Source organism: Bernardetia sp. ABR2-2B (assembly GCF_037126435.1).
Classification (GTDB): domain Bacteria; phylum Bacteroidota; class Bacteroidia; order Cytophagales; family Bernardetiaceae; genus Bernardetia.
Window position 1 is genome coordinate 210,363 of sequence record NZ_CP147020.1, and the last position, 21,257, is coordinate 231,619.

Annotated in this window: 13 protein-coding genes; 8 read left to right on the forward strand and 5 right to left on the reverse strand. The window is 33.0% G+C overall.

Translation table 11 applies throughout. The annotated features are described in order from the left end of the window. Positions 1 to 88 precede the first annotated feature (88 nt). Together WAF17_RS00905 and WAF17_RS00910 are read left to right on the forward strand one after the other, a co-directional pair. Entirely contained in the window at positions 89 to 1,942 is a 1,854-nt protein-coding gene (locus WAF17_RS00905; RefSeq protein ID WP_338765074.1) for an AAA family ATPase, read from the forward strand. Further along, a complete protein-coding gene (locus WAF17_RS00910) occupies positions 1,939 to 2,673 on the forward strand; it encodes a hypothetical protein (protein ID WP_338765076.1) in 735 nt (244 codons plus the stop codon). The genes WAF17_RS00905 and WAF17_RS00910 overlap by 4 nt, the downstream gene beginning before the upstream one ends. A gap of 2 nt (positions 2,674 to 2,675) precedes the next feature. On the opposite strand, the gene WAF17_RS00915 is transcribed toward WAF17_RS00910, so the two are convergent. Beyond that, positions 2,676 to 3,881 carry an MFS transporter gene (locus WAF17_RS00915; RefSeq protein WP_338765078.1) on the reverse strand — a complete coding sequence of 402 codons (1,206 nt, stop codon included), beginning with the start codon at positions 3,879 to 3,881 and terminating at the stop codon, positions 2,676 to 2,678. Between the two features lie 268 nt (positions 3,882 to 4,149). Beyond that, entirely contained in the window at positions 4,150 to 5,394 is a 1,245-nt protein-coding gene (locus WAF17_RS00920; protein ID WP_338765080.1) for a sodium:proton antiporter, read from the reverse strand. Between the two features lie 192 nt (positions 5,395 to 5,586). Here WAF17_RS00920 and WAF17_RS00925 point away from each other — a divergent pair, with 192 nt between their 5' ends. Beyond that, positions 5,587 to 6,456, forward strand: coding sequence for a cyclase family protein (locus WAF17_RS00925; RefSeq protein WP_338765083.1), 870 nt, complete (start codon positions 5,587 to 5,589; stop codon positions 6,454 to 6,456). On the opposite strand, the gene WAF17_RS00930 is transcribed toward WAF17_RS00925, so the two are convergent. After that, entirely contained in the window at positions 6,453 to 7,568 is a 1,116-nt protein-coding gene (locus tag WAF17_RS00930) for an amidohydrolase family protein (protein WP_338765085.1), read from the reverse strand. The two genes, WAF17_RS00925 and WAF17_RS00930, sit on opposite strands and share 4 nt — an antisense overlap. A gap of 155 nt (positions 7,569 to 7,723) precedes the next feature. Then, positions 7,724 to 8,830 (reverse strand): glucosaminidase domain-containing protein, encoded by a 1,107-nt coding sequence (locus WAF17_RS00935; protein ID WP_338765088.1) that lies wholly within the window; start codon positions 8,828 to 8,830, stop codon positions 7,724 to 7,726. 519 nt (positions 8,831 to 9,349) lie between these two features. On the opposite strand from WAF17_RS00935, the gene WAF17_RS00940 reads away from it, so the two are divergent. Both WAF17_RS00940 and tilS read left to right on the forward strand, forming a co-directional pair. After that, a complete protein-coding gene (locus tag WAF17_RS00940; protein WP_338765091.1) occupies positions 9,350 to 14,554 on the forward strand; it encodes a hypothetical protein in 5,205 nt (1,734 codons plus the stop codon). A 283-nt stretch (positions 14,555 to 14,837) separates the two neighbouring features. Beyond that, a complete protein-coding gene (gene tilS / locus WAF17_RS00945; protein WP_338765094.1) occupies positions 14,838 to 16,286 on the forward strand; it encodes a tRNA lysidine(34) synthetase TilS in 1,449 nt (482 codons plus the stop codon). 127 nt (positions 16,287 to 16,413) lie between these two features. Here tilS and metK read toward each other — a convergent pair whose 3' ends face one another. Further along, positions 16,414 to 17,703, reverse strand: coding sequence for a methionine adenosyltransferase (metK, locus tag WAF17_RS00950; RefSeq protein WP_338765096.1), 1,290 nt, complete (start codon positions 17,701 to 17,703; stop codon positions 16,414 to 16,416). Between the two features lie 295 nt (positions 17,704 to 17,998). On the opposite strand from metK, the gene WAF17_RS00955 reads away from it, so the two are divergent. From WAF17_RS00955 to WAF17_RS00965, 3 genes are all read left to right on the forward strand, one after another. Beyond that, positions 17,999 to 19,132 (forward strand): aminotransferase class V-fold PLP-dependent enzyme, encoded by a 1,134-nt coding sequence (locus WAF17_RS00955; RefSeq protein ID WP_338765098.1) that lies wholly within the window; start codon positions 17,999 to 18,001, stop codon positions 19,130 to 19,132. A gap of 24 nt (positions 19,133 to 19,156) precedes the next feature. Then, complete coding sequence (locus WAF17_RS00960; protein WP_338765101.1) at positions 19,157 to 19,678, forward strand: hypothetical protein; 522 nt, start codon at positions 19,157 to 19,159, stop codon at positions 19,676 to 19,678. A gap of 94 nt (positions 19,679 to 19,772) precedes the next feature. After that, entirely contained in the window at positions 19,773 to 21,251 is a 1,479-nt protein-coding gene (locus tag WAF17_RS00965; protein ID WP_338765104.1) for an HD domain-containing protein, read from the forward strand. Positions 21,252 to 21,257: the final 6 nt, after the last annotated feature.

Below are 21,257 nucleotides of genomic sequence, written 5' to 3' on the forward strand. Positions count from 1 at the left end.
ATTTCTTTTTCTTGACTTCTACAAATATCACACAACTACACAGCTAAAACTCTAGTAAAATCATAATAACGAATTAAGAGATAAAATAATGATTGTAGATAATATAAAATTAGACAAAGATAATATAGAGTTTAATAATGCTTTAGACCTTATCAAGCATACCGAAAAAACGATTTATCTGACAGGTAAGGCAGGAACAGGAAAAACTACTTTTTTGAAATACCTCAAAACGACTATTGATAAAAGAATGGTCATTGTTGCGCCTACAGGAGTGGCTGCCATCAATGCAGGTGGACAAACAATACATTCATTTTTTCAGATAGCTCCTAGTTTGTATGTTCCGAATGATAAACGACTTCGCAAAGCTGCCAATATGGGCGATGATGATAAAAGTACTATTTTCGAACATTTTGTGTATTCTAAAGAAAAGAGAAAAATTATTACAAGCCTAGAAGTATTGGTTATTGATGAGGTTTCGATGGTGCGCTGTGATTTATTAGATGTGATAGATAGACTTTTACGTATTTTTCGCAAAAAAGAAACTGTTCCTTTTGGTGGCGTGCAGGTTCTTTTGATTGGAGATACTTTTCAGCTTCCTCCAGTTATGAAAGATGAAGAGAAAGAAATTTTGATGGAACATTATGAGAGTGAATTTTTCTTTAGCTCAAAAGTAATTCAGCAAATAGAACCCATTTATATCGAACTCAAAAAAATATACCGTCAGAAAGACCAACGTTTTATTAATCTTCTCAACAAAATAAGAAATAGTAATCTGACTTACGACCAATTGCAAGGTCTGAATACAAAATATGACCCTAAATTTGACTTTGAAAAACATACAAACTGTATTATGCTCTGTACGCATAATGAAAAAGTAAAAGAAGTAAATTCTGAAAAATTGACTCGTTTGACTACTTCTTTACAAACCTTTGAAGCAAAAATAGAAGGAGAATTTCCAGATAAAAATTTTCCTACCAATAGAAACCTTGAATTAAAACTCAATGCTCAAGTGATGTTTGTAAAGAATGATTCTGATAAAGAAAAAAAATATTATAACGGAAAAATTGGAAAAATAATCCGATTAGAAAGTGAAAAAATAATTGTAGAAGATGATTTTAAAAATGAAATTGAAGTAGAACAGGAAGTTTGGAAAAATATAAAATATGTTTGGAACGACGAAAAAGGAAAAATAGAAGAGGAAGAACTAGGTTCATTTACGCAATATCCTATCAAATTAGCGTGGGCAATTACGGTTCATAAAAGTCAAGGACTTACCTTTGAAAAAATAATTGCAGATGTAGGAAATGCCTTTGCAGCAGGTCAGGTTTATGTTGCTCTTAGTCGTTGTACTTCTTTTGAAGGATTGATTTTGTCTTCTCCAATTCCTCACAGAGCTATCAAAACGGATAAAAGAGTGATGAAATTTGCTAAAACAGAAACCTCAAAAGCAGCCATTTCACAGCAAATAAATGACGGAAAAGCAGATTTTTATTATAAAAAAACAAGACAAGCAGCCAAAAATAAAGATTTTGAAGGCGTTTATGATAATTTTATCAATGCACTTGAATTTCGTAATGATATAAAGACAGAAGATTTTAGAAAGCATTTTTTGTTTTGGGCAGAACAATGGAGTTTTCCTCAAGAAAGAAATACTAACCCAAAAGATAAAGAGACAGAAATTTCATTGCCAAATGCAGAAGGTAAAAAGCAAGAATTTTTAGAAAAAATAATTGATAAAAGTTTAACTTCTGAAAAAGTACAGGCTAATAAAGAAGTCAGAAAAACCAACGAAAAACCCTATAAACGTTGGACGATAAAGGAAGAACAAAAACTCAAAGATTTATTTCATTTAGGACATACTATAAAAGAAATAACCAAAATAATAGGTAGAGATAAAGATGCAATTATTTCTAGGCTACATAAAATAGAATTGAGGAAATGATTTACAAAAAGCTAATATATCTGTGTGTTCTGTTATTTTTAATCTCTTGTAATTCGGAGCAAAAAATAAATGAGAATGTAAATTCTAAAGTAGAAATAGACTCTTCTTTTACAGAAATAGTTGCAGATAGTATCAATGCAGAGCAGAAGGAAAAAAATACAAAAAAATGGAATTTAAGGAAACCAACAGATACTAAGAATACCAAGGTTACAAGGATAATAAATATTATCTCTCAAAATGTAGATTATGCTCACGAAGGAGGAGGAAGAAAATCTGCAGATATAATGTCTTTAGTTTGGGATGTAGTTTATAACGATGATACTGTTAGTGATGAATTAAAATTTGAATTATTGCATATAATGTCATATTATAAGGAATCAGCTAGGAGACCATTTAGAGCTTATCTTTTTAGTGAAATTAGGGAACATAATCCAAAAGTATTAGCTAACATAGAATTTGCTATACCTTTTATACTGTGTCATTATTGTCAATCTACAGAGGTAGTCAAAATTATAAAGAATACACCTACAAAATTAGAAAATGAAGATATTCCACCTTATTATATAGAACACAATAAAAAAATATGGGAAATAATTGAGCAAGTTGATACGAGTAAAGAAGAAGACAAAATACTCAACTCCTATAACAGAAATCATTTTATTATTGATTATTATTTGAAAAGAAAGTATCCACAACTCCCCAAATCCATGGAGTATCCTCATCAAGATTAAATTTATTCATCAGTTTCCCCCCTCAAAGCCACCAAACCCAAAACAGGGCCTAAAGCTAAAAACACAAAAATATACTTTTCATTTATAAAACTAGGAAAGTCAGAAAGCAAATTTATAAACTGAATACTGACAATCGTAATAGCAAAACCGATGCAGTTTACAATCGTGAGTGCTGTTCCTTTTAGTTCTGAAATGGCACTTTGAGCTACCAAAGTAGAAAAAAGAGGAGAGTCTGCAATCACTACCAATCCCCAAAAAATAAGAAAAGCAATCAAGAGAAAATAAGAATCTGCATAAAAAACGAGAGGAGAAACAATACAACAAAGCGCAGAAAGTGATAGGGACAAAACAGCGATTTTCTTAGTTCCGAAACGCTCCGAAAGATAGCCACCAATTACACAAGCAAAGCTCCCTAATCCAATAATTAGAAAAGAAAAAAGTGAAATATTCAAATTTATTTCTGGGTGAAGTTTGGAATAAGTAGTCAAGATAATAGGAACAAATGCCCAAAAAGTATATAATTCCCACATGTGACCAAAATACCCAAAGGCTGCCGAACGAAAATTAGCACTTTTGAAGACGTGAAAGAAAGCTGTAAGTTTTAATTTTTGTGCTGATTTTACTGAACGGTTTGGGACAAAAAAAATCATCAAAACTCCTCCAAAAACAGCAATCAATGAAGTTGCTTGTATAACCAAACGCCAAGAGAACAAATCTTTAAAACTCTCTATATTCTGAACGCTTCTCAAAAGATGTGGAAAAGCCGTTCCGATGACTAAAGCTCCTACCAAATAACCCAAAGATTTCCCCAAACCTTTCTGATAATAATCCGATGCTATTTTCATTCCGACTGGATAAATTCCTGCTAAGAAAAAGCCTGTTAGAAATCGAAAAAGTAAAAGGTTTACTAAATCATTTCCTTCAAAAATTGTAAAATAATTACATAAAGCTCCCAAAATTGCACAAACAAAAAATACTAGAGAAGGAGAAAACCTATCAGCAATCATCAAGAAAGCAAAAATCAGAGTTCCTGTAATAAAACCAAACTGGACAGCAGAAGTTAGCGAACTCAAGGCATCATTAGGAAGACTAAAATCAACTATTAAATCACTCATTACGGCATTTCCTGCAAACCACAGCGAAGTACAGCAAAATTGAGATAAAACAATGATGGGTAAAACAGGAAAAATTGGCTGACGCTTTTTCATTTTTTTTATAATTAACTGAGTTACGCAAAAATGAAATTTATGTAGTATAATAAAGGTTATCACGGTTTGTTACAGGTAGTTCAGACACCTTGTATGAACATAAAAAAATAGCCTTTATTTATCTTAGTCAGTCTGGAAGACTGACATACAAAAACAACTGTGATAACGTTTAATAAAACGAAACCCACGATTTTAATCGTGGAAAAACAGTCGTAGAATAGTAAAAAAATAGCATGTTTTGCTTTCCATTTTAATCTACCTGCCATTATCAATCTTCCTTCACAACTTCTTTCTTTACCAATTTCTTGACTGTCAGACCTTGCACCAAAATAGAAAATACTACCACCACATACGTAACAGTTACAAACAAATCTCTACCCATATCAGGCGTAAGGGAAAGCGCAAGAGCTACCGAAATTCCTCCACGAAGTCCTCCCCAAGTCAAAACCAAAATTGTATTTGGAATAAAATCTCGTTTTAGTTTCATAAAAGAAATAGGCAGACCTACTGAAATAAGACGAGCCAAAAGAGAAACTACAATCGCAATAGCACCAACGACAAGATATTTTCCATCAAAAGAAAGAATCAAAACTTCTAATCCTATCAAGACAAATAAAACGGCATTCAGCACTTCATCTATGAGTTCCCAAAATTTATCTACATAATCTCTTGTTAAATCTGACATGGCAAACTCTCTTCCTTTTGCGCTCATCACAAGTCCAGCCACCACAACAGCCAAAGGTCCCGAAGTATGTAAATAAGCAGCTAAAGCATATCCACCCATCACAATCGCCAGTGAAATCAAAACTTCTACTACATAATTATCAATAGAATACATTAGTTTGTAACAAACCCAACCTAATGCCAAACCAAAAATAACTCCTCCAATTGCTTCAATAGCAAAGAGTTTTACAATATCTAAAGCTGTCGTATTTTCTACTCCTTGACTTGCCATCTGAAAAAGTGTAAGAAAAACAACTACTGCAACGCCATCATTAAAAAGCGATTCTCCTGCAATCTTTACCTCTAGGTTTTTAGGAACTTTTGCGCTTTTCAAAATTGATAAAACAGCAATAGGGTCTGTTGGTGAAATAAGCGAACCAAAAAGCAAACAATAAATATAATCCATACCAAGTCCGAGCCACCCCAAAATAAAATACATAGCCGTTCCTATCATAAAAGTAGATGCTGTAACGCCAATCGTTGCAAAAAACATAATTGGGTAGCGTTCTTTAGCAAGTGTAGGGGTATCGACGTGAAGCGCACCAGCAAAAAGTAAGAAACTAAGCATTATCTCCATCAAAACCTTAGAAAAATCTACACTCTTAATCAGTTCTTGAGCTTGTTGAAAAAGAGCATCATTAAACTGACCAATCGCAACAATAACTACTGACATAACAAGTGCAATAAGCATCAGACCGATTGTAGTAGGAAGTTTTAAATAACGATGATTGATATATGCAAAAGCTGCTGAAAGCACGATAAGAATTGTAAAGGCGTGGAATAAATCCATAAAAATAAATTTAGAAGTATGAAGTCAGAATTTGTAATTTGTAGGGAAAAGGCACACCTTTTCCTAATGTAGTATTTTCTTATTTAAAAAAAATAGAATTGACTTTGAACTAAATAGTTTTTGTGTTACTATTGTTTATAAAATCGAAATTAGACAATCTAGCTTGATAAATCAATTCAATTCTAACAAAAAATGAAAATTAATTATTCCATAAACAATCAAAGTTGTACAGCCGATTTATCAAAACCGTTGGATATTTCGATTCCACTAAAAGAAGGAAAACAAAATCCAAGTTGTTATTATGCTGAAGAACCGACTTTCGAAACGATTCGCTTTGGAGAAAGCTTTGTTGGAAGCGTAGCAGAAGAAGGAGCTTGTAATTATCAAAAAGTTATGATTACGCCACACGGAAATGGCACACATACAGAGTGTTACGGACATTTGAATAATCAAGAAGAGAATAAAGTTACTATCAATCAATCACTCAAAACGTTTTGGTTTGTTGCTCGTCTTATTAGTTTAGAGCCTACGCAACTCACAAAAGAAGACTTAGAAAATGAAAAATTCAGTAAATTAAAAGAAATTGCAGAAGTTGGTGATGAGGTAATTTTGAAAAAAAATCTTGACGAAAAATTGAATGAATTAGAAAAAGATAATAATTCTATTTCTTATGAAGCCTTAATTATTCGTACACTTCCAAATGAAGAAGACAAAAAAACAAGACAGTATTCAGGACAAAATCCACCTTATTTAGAACCAAGTATAGGAGAGTTTTTAGCTCAAAAAAATATCAATCATTTGCTCTTAGATTTGCCTTCAGTAGATAGAGAATCAGATAAAGGAAAATTATCGGTTCATAAAGGTTTTTGGAGTATTCTTACAGATAAAAATCATAAAAAGAACTTTTCAGAAGTTCGTGCAACTGCCACTATTACTGAACTTATTTTTGTAGATAATAAAATAAAAGACGGAATCTATTTATTAAATCTACAAATTCCATCTTTAGAAATTGATGCTGTTCCCTCCAAACCTGTTTTGTATGAAATAAGTAAATCAACCTAAACTACATCCCAAGATTGCATAAAAGCAAAGTCAGATTTTTTAAGTCCTAGCCAGTCTAAAGCCGAACCACTCAATAATTGTTCTTTTTGCTTTTCATCATAATTCATTGAATGAATCAGTTTCCCTGGTTGAAGTTCGCCTAATGGAAAAGGATAATCTGTACCCAAACAAATTTTGTCTGCACCCATTAGTTTTACTACATAATCCAACATTTCAGGACTATGAACTAAAGAATCTAAATAAAACTTACCTAAATAGTCTTTTGGTGCAATTGGATTATCAACAGCACACAAATCTGGACGAACATCAAAACCGTGTTGAATACGTCCGATAGTTGCAGGAAATGAACCTCCACCGTGAGCAAAGGCAACTTTTAGATTAGGTAATTTTTCAAAAACACCTCCAAAAATCATAGAACAAATAGCCAAACTTGTTTCTGCTGGCATTCCAACAAGCCAAGGAAGCCAATATTTAGGCATTTTGCTTGTTCCCATCATATCCCAAGGGTGTACAAAAATAGCTGCACCAAGTTCTTCTGCTGCTTGAAAAATTGGAAAAAGCTCTGGAGCATCTAAGTTCCAATCCATAATATGCGAACCAATTTCTACACCTGCCAACCCTAAATCTTTCACACACCTTTCTAGTTCTTTGATAGCCAAATCAGGAGACTGCATCGGCAAAGTACCCAAACCAACAAAACGGTCTGGATAATCTTTTACAATACCTGCAATATGTTCGTTGAGCATTTTAGACAAATCCCACGTATGTTCTGGTTTTGCCCAATAACCAAACATAACAGGAACGGTGGAAAGCACCTGTACATCAACATGTTGCTGATTACATTCTTGCATTCTGCGTTCTGCCGACCAACAATTATCCTCCACTTCACGAAAAAAACGGTCGTCCATCATCATACGAGCGCAACACGGTTTGTGATGCTCCAAATGAATAAAACCTCCATATCCATAACGTTCACGCAGGTTTGGTAAGCGTTCGGGCAGAATATGAGTATGAATATCTATTGTAAAGAGATTTGAAGAAGGCTTAAAAATTTCTTTTTTACTTTGCTTTTGTAATGTATTTGGAGTGTTTGGTGTCGTGTCTTGTGGCATTATTTTTTATGAAATCGTTATTATAGAATCTTAAAAGTAGGCTAAATTAAAGAATTAGAAAGTGTTTTCAAAGGAAATGTTTCGCTGTGTTGCATTCTTATTGGGTCAGTCTCGTAGAGCAGACTGTTTGTAAATATCTAGCAGTATGAAAATAATTAATAATCTAATAAATCAAGATTATAGCGTTTGATTATTTTCTTCAAAAGTTCGCCATAGATAGGAGAAGTAGCATAACCAACACCACCATATTTTGTAGAACCAATTTTATCAGCCCAGTCTTCATAATCTTTTCCTTTTGTAAATAAAGGAGAATAACGTTTGCTTTCATTCAAAAAAATAGAATGCGCTCTAAATGATTCCCAAGGCGAAGTATAATCAGCAAAACTATCTTTTATAAGACATTTATAAAGTGTCTTGCCATCTTTTTTGATAATCTTCGAACTTACCACTTTGCTTTTATTGGCTTTATATTCTGCTGCTGTGTAATATTCTGTTGTAGTGATAGCTTTTGTTTTTCCTCTCTTATCTTTTATTCCAAAATAATTATTATTCACAATTCGTTGTCCGTAGGCTGTTTCTAAGGCAGATTGCGCTAATTTTATAGAAGCAGGAACGTGGTATTTTGCTTGTTCCATAAGCGCAGTTTCAAATTTTTTGAGGTCTTTTGTTCCTGTAAAATACGCCATTACATGAGGCTCTACCTTGGTTTGATTAAAGACGATAGTAATAAAGGCATCACTCAACTTCTGATTTAGTTCAATCATTTTTTTATCACTAAGTTGATCCAAACGAGATACTTGATTTGCTATAAGAGCTTCACTAATTAATGTATGCTTTGCTTTCAAAAAACTCTTGCGTTTGTCTTCTGTTTCTACCTTTGGAAGAGAGTTAGTCTTCGATAAATGTTTATAACCATATTCTACTACGTCATTATATTCTACCTCATCATTATCTGCTTCATTAGTATTTTCATCAGTAGTAGAATTTGCTGTCAGTCCTTCTCCTTCCAAATATTCTTTTGTAGCCGTATCCGTAAGCGTATTCGTTTTAGCAAGTTGTGTTTCTTCTTTTCCAGACATCAAAATAGAAACTTGCAAAATTGCTATGATACTGAATATTCCAATTAGCGCAAATATTAACCTGTTATTTAATTGAATTACGAGAGTAAGTATATTATTTTCCTTCTTAAAAGGAACTCTTATTTGAATAGATTTGGAATAAACAGGACGGGTAGCCCATTTTTTAAAAGGAGTTGGTAACATTTTTATATAATTTTTAAGCTTTTGGTTGAATTTGGTTTTTTATGAAGTTGTTTAAGAATGTAGATTTTTCCTTAGAATTAGGTTTGCAAACCTAATTCTAAGGAAAAAGAATCCAGCCCTTGTTGGTGTTTTAGCGTAGCGACACCAACAAATACATGTACGAAACCTATTCTTAAACAACTTCTATTTATTGCTATCAAGTGATACTATTACATAATTTGACTTCAAAAAAAGTTATTCTATCAGCATACTTTCACAGGTGTCAGATAGCTCGTTTTTTAACTAAAGTATTTTCCATAGATTTTGACAATAAAATAGACTGTAAATTTAACGAAAAGAAGTTACTTTTTCTTTACCTTCATAAAAGCGACTGAAGACAAATTGGACAAACTTTTTTATAAAGTTTCAAATTTTTTTAACAAAAAAAAGCCCTCTGTATTTTCGAAAGAACTATTTTTTTCTAAAAAAAATACGTATTTTTCATATTCTTGCCAAACTAATAATTACAAATCCAAATCTATGCTAATTTTAAAAAAATTACTCTTAAAAGCTGAATCAAAGAATAGAATAAGAAAATCAGTCAGTTTGTCGGTTTTTCTACTCTTAATAATCATTTCTTTTACAAGTCAGGCACAAAGACATTTCAATGATGAGAAAGATTTTGTACAAGATATGCGACAGGTCATTGAAAGAAAATCACAACCTACGACTTTAGAAATTGCTGATGGAGTAGCCTCTTTGTGGGAGAGTGGAATGTCAGAAGAGCAAAAGAGTTTGTTATTCAAAGTGGCAAAAAATATGTATAAGCGAAGTTATCCTACTAATCCAACTTCAGAAGATTTTTATGCATGTATTGTTTATGGTAAGAAAAATGGAAGATTAACTGACGAACTTCTGACCTCTTTTTTGGAGGTTGCCGACACGACCGTTTTGGAGGCTTCAGTAGGAGTAGCTACTAATTTTTATAGAATCACACGTCTTTATCTAACAGAAAATAAACTGTATAAATATAGAGAAACCAGTGGTGTTATTGTAGAAGGAAATACTAATTTTTCTTTTGGTTATGGAAGAGAAGCTGCTGTTCCTGAAAGTGTCGTTGAGCTACCTGCTGATATAAATGAAATTATTGATAGCAAAACAGAAACAGAAGACACAGAAGAGAAAAAAGAAACAGCAGAAGATTTGGGCTGGGGAGAAACTGAAACTGAAAAAGAAGATGATGGCTGGGCAAATGACGGTTGGGATACTAGTTGGGAAGAAGAAGATACAGGAGATGTAAAAGCCGACCCTAATGTTTGGGGAAGTCCTGATGAATGGGGTTCTGGAGGAGACTGGGGAGATACTGAAACGACTCAAACGGAGAAAAAAGAGGATATAAAACTTGATGCAGCCGTAAAACCTAATGTAGTCTATGATTACAATGCTGTTTCTGAAAAGCTACCTCTTGCGGGTCCTTATATGAATTTGGATGGTATTACTTTCACTATCCAAACACCAAATGATACAGTACAAATAAAGAACACAACAGGGCAGGTTGTTTTTGCAGAAGCTGCTTTCACAGGAGAAGGAGGACGTTTTGATTGGGGAGTTTTGCCTGATGTATATGGAGAATTTACTAAGTTTAGTTTTGTGGTGCAAAAGCCAGAAATAAAAGCAGAAGAGTTCAAATTGTATTATGGAGAATATGTAGATTCTGCTGTTGTAGGGCAATTTGATTATTTTGCTTCTCGTTCGAATAACAAGGAAAATCCATTATATCCAAGATTTACATCTTATAAAAGTAATATTGAAGTAAAAGGATTTTTGAAAGATATTATCTATCAGGGAGGTTTTTCTCTACTAGGGAAAAAAATTATTTCTAAGTCATTGGGTGGAGGGGCTTCTTCTATCCGACTAGAACAAGAAGGAAAGGTGCGTTTTAAATCCACTTCAAGAGAAAGCTATGTTTTTAGCGAACACGCAGTTACTAACAGGCTTTCCCAATTAGTTATTTATACCACAGATAAAGATTCTTTAGCTCATCAAGGAGTAAAGCTGCGTTATGATGATGAAAAAGAACAACTTTTGGCACGAAGAGATAAAAAGCTATTCAAATATGCTCCTTTTATAGACTCATATCATGACGTTAGTATTTCGGCAGACTATGCAAGTTGGGATATAAAATCTGATACAATGAATATTTATAGCTTGGCTGGGCGTGGTGCTGTTATGGCAGCCTATGAAGCTGCAAGTAGAAATGAGAAGAAAAGAGATTCTATTATGAAGCAGATTGATTTTGTTACTGTTACTTCAAATGCTTATTTCAATGAATATGAGCTTAGAGCTGTGCAGGGAATGTACCCTTTCAATCCTTTGGTAATGGCGTGGGCATATATTGTGCAGAGGAAACCATTCGGACTTTCTTTTACAAGTGCAGATTTGGCAAATCACTTTAAGCAAAAGCCCGTACACGTAAAAAGCTCAATGCGAGATATGGCAGGAGCTGGTTTTGTAGAATATGATGAAGCTGCAGACTGGGTTACTCTTACTCAAAAAGGAGTGCTTTATGCAAGAGCAAATTTACCTACAACGAGTCGTTTGCGTTCTGATTACGACCAAATCAGACTTTCTTCTTTAGGTACAAACAGTGATAATCTCACTTATTATTTTGAAAATAATGAACTTAAAGTTAGAGGTGTAGAAGAGGTATTATATAGTAATGCAAAAGTAGATTCAGTGAATTATTATGCTGTAAAAGCAAAACCTGTTGATAAACAAGTAATCATTAAAGAAAATAGAAATATGACTGTTAATGGACAAGTAGCAGCAAAAAACTTTATCTTTAATGGGGAAGGATTCGAATTTAATTACAAAGATTTCAAATTTGATATGGAGAAAATTGATTCCATGCAATTCTTTGTGGATGGAGATACAATGCCAAATAGCTTCAAAGATGTCTCAGGTACATTTGCTATTAATCTTCCTAATAATAAAGCAGGAGTATATGACCAAGGCAGGTTCAAAGATTCTCAACGCTACCCACTTTTTAATACTACTTCTGGTGGAACGGTTCGTTTTGGTGGAGATGAAGTAATGGGAGGAGCATACAGCGATTCGACAGTTCGTTTTGATGTAGATAACTTTACACTTGATAGTTTGGCAAAAAGAAAACCAGAAGATTTGCGTTTTGGAGGAACATTCAATACCCCTATTTTTGATAAATTTAAAGAACCTATTCGGGTAATGCCTGATAAATCACTTGGTTTTACACACGATGTAAATGACCCACAACACGCTGATGGAATGTCTTTGTATGGTGGAAAAGGTAAGCTACTTACGGGCAGAGTTGTAGTCAGTAATAGTGGTATTCGTGCAGGTAGTGAGCGTTATATTCAAGATATTGAAGAAAATCCTAAGAAAAATGCCAAAACACAAGAAACAAAAGATGAAGTTGTAATAGACAATGAACCAGCCAAAATGACCTATTTAGCTGCCGAACTTAATTCGAATGACTTTATCTTTTTTGCTGATTCTGCTACCTCAAAAGGAGAATTTGCTGCAAAATTAGCTACTTCGAAAGGTAAAATAAATGCTGTTACGATTGATGAGGCGATGTTCCCACAAGTAGAATTAGAGAATTATAGAATGAAATGGCTTCCAAAACAAGATAGTATGATGCTTTCCACAACAGACCAACCTTTCAGAATGTATAAAGGAGAAGGAGGAACGCTAAAAGAAGCCAATTATACAGGAACATTAGCACTTACTCCATTAGGTTTGAAAGGATATGGAGGATTAGAAACGCAGGATGCCATCATCGAATCCAAGTTATTTGCCTTCGAAACCACTCGTGTATTTGGACGTGAGTCAGATTTTCAAATCAAGTCATTAACGAATGATTCAATACCTGCAGTTTCGGCAAGTAATGTAAAATTTGAATATGATATTTTGGCTTCTCCTCGTACAGCAGAAATTACTTCAGAGGTTTTGGGTGAGCAGGTTTTTGATTTTCCAAGTCTTCAATATAAAACATCACTTGCAACAGGATATTGGAATGCAGATGCAAAAACAGTAGCTTTTCGCTTGGATGAAACAGGAGATATTAGCAAACAGTATTTTGTTTCTACTGCGCCTGAGCAAGATAGTTTGAATTTTAGAGCAGCTTTTGCTAATTATCATATTCCTAGTGGAAACCTTACCATTGGTGGCGTTCCTTATATTTTGGTAGTAGATACTGAAATTTATCCAAGAGAAGGAAACGTAACTATTCGTGAAAATGCTAAAATGGATAAGCTAGAAGATGCTGAACTAGTTATTAATTATATCAATAAATATCATAAACTGACAGAAGCAAATGTAGATATTCTTTCTAGGAATGAGTATCAAGGTGAAGCTGTTCTGAATTATGATAATGGAACTGATAAAATTCAATATTTACGATTAAATAACTATGGTAAACAAATCATAAGAGAAGATGATTTGCCTGATAGTTTGCGTAAAACAGAAATTGCTGAAAGACTTATTGGTACAGAAGGAACTGTTTCTGTAACAAGCATCGAAGAAAATGACGATGTTATCGACGATACAGACTTTATTTATTCAGAGGGTAAGCAATTTAGAGGAGAAGTAACCCTAAAGGCGTGGCTTTCAGAATTAGAGTTCAATGGACAAGCAAGACTTGTAATTGATGGTGTTCCCCAAACAGGTTGGTTTCCTTTAGTGAGCGCAGCTTATGTAGATGCAAAGTCTAAAAAAGCTCAAAAACTTGCAGCAGCAGGTTCATCAGAGCTAATCAAAGACCAAAAAATTGGAGGACAACCTGCCTTTACAGGAATTTATTTGGGCGAAGAAGGATTGTTTGTTCCTGTTATGCAAGAAGAAATTCCTAAAGCTGAACCTATATTATTAGGAGAAGGACAAGTAAAAGTAAAGCCTGAAGAAAAATCAATTTTGATTATCTCTGAAGAAAGAGCTAAATCATCTGAAATTGAAGACGGAAACTCTTTTAAGGCAAGTAAAACATTAGGAACAGCCGAATTTGATGGTAAATTAATGCTATTCAATAGTAACCAAAGAGCGCAGGTAGATGTATCTGGAGTAGGAAAAGCAAATTTCCAAAACAAACAGTACACAATTGACGCAATGGCAAGTATCAATATAGAATCAAAAGGAGATGCACTTTCATTTATGCAAGATGATTTGAATGCCTTTGTAGAAGAAAATAGAGAACGCTTAAAACTTGAACCAACTGTAAACAAATCTAAAAACACACTCCTCAAAATTGCAGGACAAGCAGGTGCAAAAGAAGCCCAAAATTTCCAAAAAAGATTTGCTCCAAATGATTATGGTATTGCAGACGTAATCAGCAAAACGATTGTGCTTTCCGATGTAACAATGAATTGGTCGCCAGATGAACAGACTTTTTATAGTGTTGGCGAAATAGGCTTGGCTTCTGTCTTAAAAGAAGAGATTGATATCAAAACAACAGGTTATTTCGAAATTCCACAAACGGAAAATAGAGATGAGTTTACTCTTTATTTTGAGCTTGACCCAGATAAATGGTATTACTTTCAGTTTGACGGACGTACTATCAGAACTCTTTCTTCTAGTGAAGAGTATAATACTTTAGTTACAGACCCAAAATCAAAAGATAAGTTTGATATAGCAGATAGAGCAGAGGTAGATGAATTTATGGCTCGTTTTAGAGGTGTTTATCCAGCAACTCCTTCTATTTCTCTAAAATAAATTTATATTAATTCTAAATATCTACTTCAGTAATTTTATAGATTTTTAGATAAAATACATACAAATCAGGCAGTCTTTTGGGCTGTCTGATTTTTTTATCAAAAAAATACCGTTGTTAGTATTTTAATGAAGTAACAACAACAGAAAATAAACCTTATTACGGTTATTTTTGTATGTCAGTCTTCCAAACTGACCAGTAAGAATAAAAACTGTTTTTATTATGTTCAGGTAAGATACCTAAACTACGTTAGACAAACCGTGATAACATTTAATAACTAAAGCAATGACAAATTTGAAAATAATTGATTCCTTTTGTACTGAAAATGATTTTGATTTAGGAAATAAATCTATTCTAGTCGCTGCTAGTGGTGGCGTGGACTCAATGGTTTTGATTGATACTTTACTAAAAATTAATTCTAATCTTCATAAAAAAATAACTAAAATCGGAATTGCTCACTGTAATTTTAGTTTGCGAGATGAAGAATCAGAACAAGATGAGATATTTATAAAAGAATATGCAGTAAAAAATAATATTCCTTTTTATTCTATAAAATTCAATACAAAACAGATTGCAAAAACACAGCAAAAATCTATTCAGCTAGTAGCCAGAGAGCTTAGATACGATTTTTTTGAAAAAATAAGTCAAGAAAAACAGTATGATTTTGTTGCAACAGCTCATCATTTGTCAGACTCTTTAGAAACTTCTATTTATCATTTGAGTAAAGGAACTGGGATTGCAGGAGTACGTGGAATTTTGCCTAAAAGAAATAGTAGAAATAGTTCTGAATCTGACTCTTTAGCTACTCAAATTATCCGACCTTTACTTTGTATTACCAAAGAAGAAATTATTAGTTATGCGAATGAAAATAATCTAAAATGGAGAGAAGATGCAAGTAATCAAACGCAAAAATACAAACGTAATTTTATAAGACATCAAATTATTCCTCGCCTTAAAGAAATAAATAGAGACACCGAAAAAACATTTTTGAATACTTCTGAAAGGCTAAGAAGTATGGAAAATTTACTGCAAACTCATGTGAATGATTTTGAGAATTTTTTTTTTAAAAAAGAAAATGGAAGCAGCACAATAAATAGTTCTCAAATCAAAAAATTGAGAGAGCCTTTACTTATTGTTTCTGAATTTTTAAAAAAAAGAGGCTTTTCCTACAAACAAGCCAAACAAATCATAAAACAGCTAGACACGCTTGAACAAGAAAAAACAAAAAGATTTGTTTCAAAATCTCATATTCTTTATACAAATAAGAAAGAATGGATTTTGGCAGCTCAAGAAGAGAATCAATTAAACCAACTAAGTAATGAGACTGAAGAATTTTTAATTTCTCTAAACGATATTAAATCAGATAATTTTGTTTTTCAAAGTGAATTGCAAGGAGTTACATTAACTTTTGAAGAATGTAGTCCTAAAGAAGTAGATTTTAAAAGCAAGGCTATGTATTTAGATGCAGATAAATTAGAATTTCCTTTGATTTTGAGAAAATGGAAAGACGGTGATAAATTTGTTCCTTTAGGAATGAAAAATCAAAAAAGTATTGGAGATTTTCTGACAGATTTGAAAATTTCAATGTATGAGAGGAATTTTGTTTATGTTTTATTATCAAAAAATAAAATTAGTTGGGTAGGAGTCATTCAGCAAAACGAAGTAAAAGGATTAAGAATAAGTAATCCTTTCAAGTTAAACGAACATTCAAAAAATATTATCGTCATAAAATGACTTTTTGCAATACATATATACTTTATAGTAAGGTCAGTCTCGTAGAGCAGACCGTTTGTAGTCAAAACCAAAAAAGCCTTTCAAGTTTTATAACTTAAAAGGCTTTTTTACTTATTTCAGCTTCTTATTATGCTTCTACTGTCTTTTTAGCATCTTTGAAAGCAGCTTTTATTTTATCTACAAAATCTAATTTTTCCCAAGTAAAGAATTCTACCTCACGCTCTTCTACTGTTGTAGTTTGGCTAGTAACATTTCCTTTTTGCTCAGATTTGATGGTAGAAAAAGTAACTTTTTCTGTGTACGGTTCACGCCCCATATGTCCATAAGCAGCCGTAGGAGAAAAAATAGGATTTGTAAGTCCTAAACGACTAATAATCGCAGAAGGACGCATATCAAAAATTTCATTTAATTTATCTGCAATTTGTCCGTCTGTCAAATTTACTTTAGAAGTTCCATAAGTATTTACAGAAAGAGAAACAGGTTTGGCAACACCAATTGCATAAGCCACCTGAACAAGAGCTTCATCAGCAATACCAGCAGCAACTAAATTTTTGGCAATATGACGAGTTGCATAGGCTGCACTTCTATCTACTTTAGAAGAATCTTTTCCAGAGAAAGCTCCACCACCGTGTGCGCCTTTTCCTCCGTATGTATCTACAATAATCTTACGACCAGTAAGACCTGCATCACCATGAGGACCTCCAATTACGAATTTGCCAGTAGGGTTAATATGAAAAACAGTATCTTTTGTGATTAATTTTTCAGAAATAACACGAGGAATAACAATTTTCTTAACGTCTTCATTGATTTTTGAAAGCATTGCAGCCTCCGAATCAAAGTCATCATGTTGAGTAGAAACTACAACTGTATGAACGTGAATAGGTTCGTTATCATCGTTATATTGAATGGTAACTTGAGCTTTTGCATCAGGACGCAAATAAGGCATCAAGTGAGATTCTTCCTTACGTATTTTAGCTAGTTCTTTCACTATTCGGTGCGAAAAAGCAAGAGCCATTGGCATATATTCAGGAGTTTCTTTAGTCGCATAACCAAACATCATACCTTGGTCTCCTGCGCCTTGTTCTTCGTTTTCTCTATCCACACCTTGAGCAATATCAGGAGACTGACTGTGGAGAGTAACAACAACACCACAAGACTCTGCATCAAAACGATACTCATCGCTATTATAGCCAATATTACCAATCGTTTTACGAGCTACCTCAGCAATATCAACATATGCTTTCGTGGTAACTTCTCCTGCCACTACAGCAAGACCAGTAGTTACAAGAGTTTCACAAGCAACTCTTGATTTTGGGTCTTGAGCAAGCATTGCATCTAATACAGCGTCAGAGATTTGGTCAGAGATTTTGTCTGGGTGTCCTTCAGATACAGATTCAGAAGTGAACAAATAAGCCATTCGTATAAATTTAGGGAAATGATGTAAAATTTTTTCTTCCTAATCAATAAGTAGTTTTACTCAAAAAATAATTTTTTCTTAATATAATCTAAGACAAAAAATTAAAAACTATTTTATTACAACTATTGATTTAGACAAGCAAAAATACAAACCTAAAATCAAATTACAAAAAAAGAATCCTACCAAAAATTTCTTTTATCACTTATTGGTAAATAATATTTGTTAATAAGTGCATTAAAAGCGCATAGAATACTATTTTTGAAAAATTATTAGAAAGTAAACAAGAAAATATAAAATGAATTTCTATCCTGGTCCTTCGAAAGTATATCCACAAGTAAAAGATTGGCTAAGTGAAGCCTATGATATTAATATCTTGAGCATTCAGCATCGTAGTCAGAAATTTATGGAGATATATGAAAGCATTGTCAAAAATCTGCAAGAAAAACATAATATTCCGAAAGATTATACCATGGTTTTTACGTCTTCTGCTACGGAGTGTTGGCATATTCTGAATGATACTTTTGGGAGTGATAATTTTTCAAAACTGAATGCTTATCATTTCTACAATGGTGCTTTCGGTAAAAAGTGGTTTGAGTATAGAAAAGCAAATTATCCAAAGACAAGTTTTGGAATTGAATTTGGAATAAACGAGGAATTAGAAGATAAGTGTTTTCAACAAATCCCACAAAATGATTATTTACCAAATCTAATCTGTCTTTGTCAGAATGAAACATCAAACACCACTCAAATTTCTCAAAAAATACTTTCAGAAATTAGACAAGATAGACAAAATGATTTTATTTTCGTAGATGCTACTTCGTCTTGGGGAGGGCAAAATCTAAACTTTCAAGATGCTGATGCGTGGTTTGCTTCTGTCCAGAAGTGTTTTGGACTTCCTGCTGGACTTGGAATTATGGCTCTTTCTCCTAACTTAATTGATTTTTATCAAAATGAAATTCAAAATTCAAAAAATAATCCTGCCGTTGTTGGTGTCCCCACCAACGACAAACACACCAGATACAATCAGCTTTCATTTTTACTAGAAAAAGCAAAAGGTTTTCAAACTACTTACACGCCCAATGTTTTGGGAATATATTTGCTTTCCAAAGTATTGGGGTTTGTTCCGAATATTTCTCTTACTTCTCAAGCAATAGAAAAACGAGCGACTGATTTATATGATTTCTTGGAAGAAAATGGATATAAAATTTTGATAGAAAATAAATCTGTTCGTTCGCAAACAGTTCTTTCAGTAGAACTAAATGAGCCAAAACTTAGTTTTTTAAAACAAAAAGCCAATCAATCAAATATTATTTTAGGAAATGGTTATGGAAATTGGAAACAAAATACATTCAGAATTGCTAACTTTCCACAGCATACCGACGAAGAATTTGAGGTTTTGAAGGAGTTTTTATTGAAATTGGATATCTGATTTACTGACTAATAACTACTTGATATGAGTAAAAAAATATTTGACTTAATTTTTATTAAAGCAAAAACAGATTTTTTTAATAAATTTCTGGATAAAACACCTGTGTTTTACTTTTCAGATGATATCCTTTTTAAAAAAAACATAAAAGAAAAAATACAAAATATTGAATTTATTACTATAAAGGTAATATTAGATTCAATATTAAAATATATTGAAAATTCTGAAAAACAGCTAGTAAATTCGAATGAAAAGCCAATCAAGCTATACGTACTCTTTGGTGTAGATTACATGATAGACGATGAGAAGACTTTTCAAATAACAATAGCACATCAAAAAATGAATCCAATAACGAAGCAATTGAACGAGCATAGGGTTGAGTTACATTATCTACCAAGTAAATTTTCAGGTGTGGAAGAGGACGATATTAGATGGGAAGATGAAGAAAAAATAAATGTATTTCTTGAAAGATTAAGAAAATCTAAAGGGTTTATTAAGAGTTTAAGCTATAAACCAATGAGAGTTTTGGTAGAGAGTGAAGAAATTTGAATTTAGAGCGATAATATTCAAATACTTTTATGATTTCAATTTTAATACAAGGTTAGGAAGTATTTTTCATTAAAAAAAATGTTATTTTTGCACTATGAAGACAACTGAAACAAAACAACCAGCAGAACTAACAGAATTATTAAACGAAAACTCTATTTTTGAGTGGATAAAAAATAGTGCCGATGCGCTAAACTTAGAAACTTATGTAATTGGAGGCTTTGTACGTGATTTTTTATTGAAAAGACAAAGGGAAACTAAAGATATTGACATTGTCTGTATCGGAAGTGGAATTAGTCTTGCCAAGCACGTTGCAAAGTCGTATGGAAAAGCAAATGGAGTTTTTGTGAAAGTTTCTATTTTTAAGCGTTTCGGAACAGCAATGATAACGCTAGAAGATGAAAAAACAAAACAAAAAATAGAAGTAGAATTTGTAGGTGCAAGAAAAGAATCCTACGATTTTGACTCAAGAAAACCAACCGTAGAGGAAGGAACACTAGAAGATGACCAAAAGCGAAGAGATTTCACTATAAATGCTTTAGCTATAAGCCTAAATACAGAAACATACGGAAAGTTTTTAGACCCGTTTAATGGGCTTAAAGATTTACGAAAAAAAATAATTCGTACGCCTTTAGCTCCTGAAAAAACATTTTCTGACGACCCTTTGCGTATGCTTCGTGCTGTGCGTTTTGCTTCTCAACTTGGTTTTGATATTGAAGTGGATACTTTTGAAGCTCTTTCTACTCAAAAAGAAAGAATAAAGATTATTTCACAAGAACGTATCACTACTGAAATTAATAAAATTATACTTTCAAATCCTCCTTCGTATGGTTTTAAGTTGTTGTATCAATGTGGGCTTTTAGAGCTTATTTTCTCTGAAATGACAGATTTGCACGGCGTAGAAATCATTGATGGAAAAGGACACAAAGATAATTTTTATCATACGTTGCAGGTTTTGGATAACGTAGCGAAGGTTTCTGATGATTTGTGGTTGCGTTGGGCTGCTATTTTACACGATATTGCAAAACCAGCTACAAAGCGTTTTCATCCAAAAGCAGGTTGGACTTTTCACGGACATGAAGATAAAGGCGCACGTATGACACCAGCAATTTTCAAAAAATTACGTCTTCCTCTGGATGCAAAAATGCGTTTTGTACAAAAATTGGTAAAGCTACATTTACGTCCAATTGCTCTTGTCAAAAAAACAATTACTGATTCGGCAATCCGTCGTTTGCTCTTTGAAGCTGGAGAAGATACAGATGCTTTAATGATGCTTTGTCGTGCTGATATTACTTCAAAAGACCATAGCCGAGTAAAGCGTTATTTACAAAATTTTGATAGAGTAGAAAAACGAATGGCAGAAGTAGAAGAAAAAGACCAATTACGTACTTTTCAGCCTGTCATTGATGGAGAAATAATTATGAAAACCTTTGCTCTCAAACCTTCAGCAGAAGTTGGAAAAATAAAACTGGCTATTCGTGAGGCGATTTTAGAGGGTGAAATCAGAAATGAATACGAAGAAGCCTATAATTTTATGCTTAAAGAAGGCAAGAAATTGGGTTTGACGAAGGTTTAGAGCTTT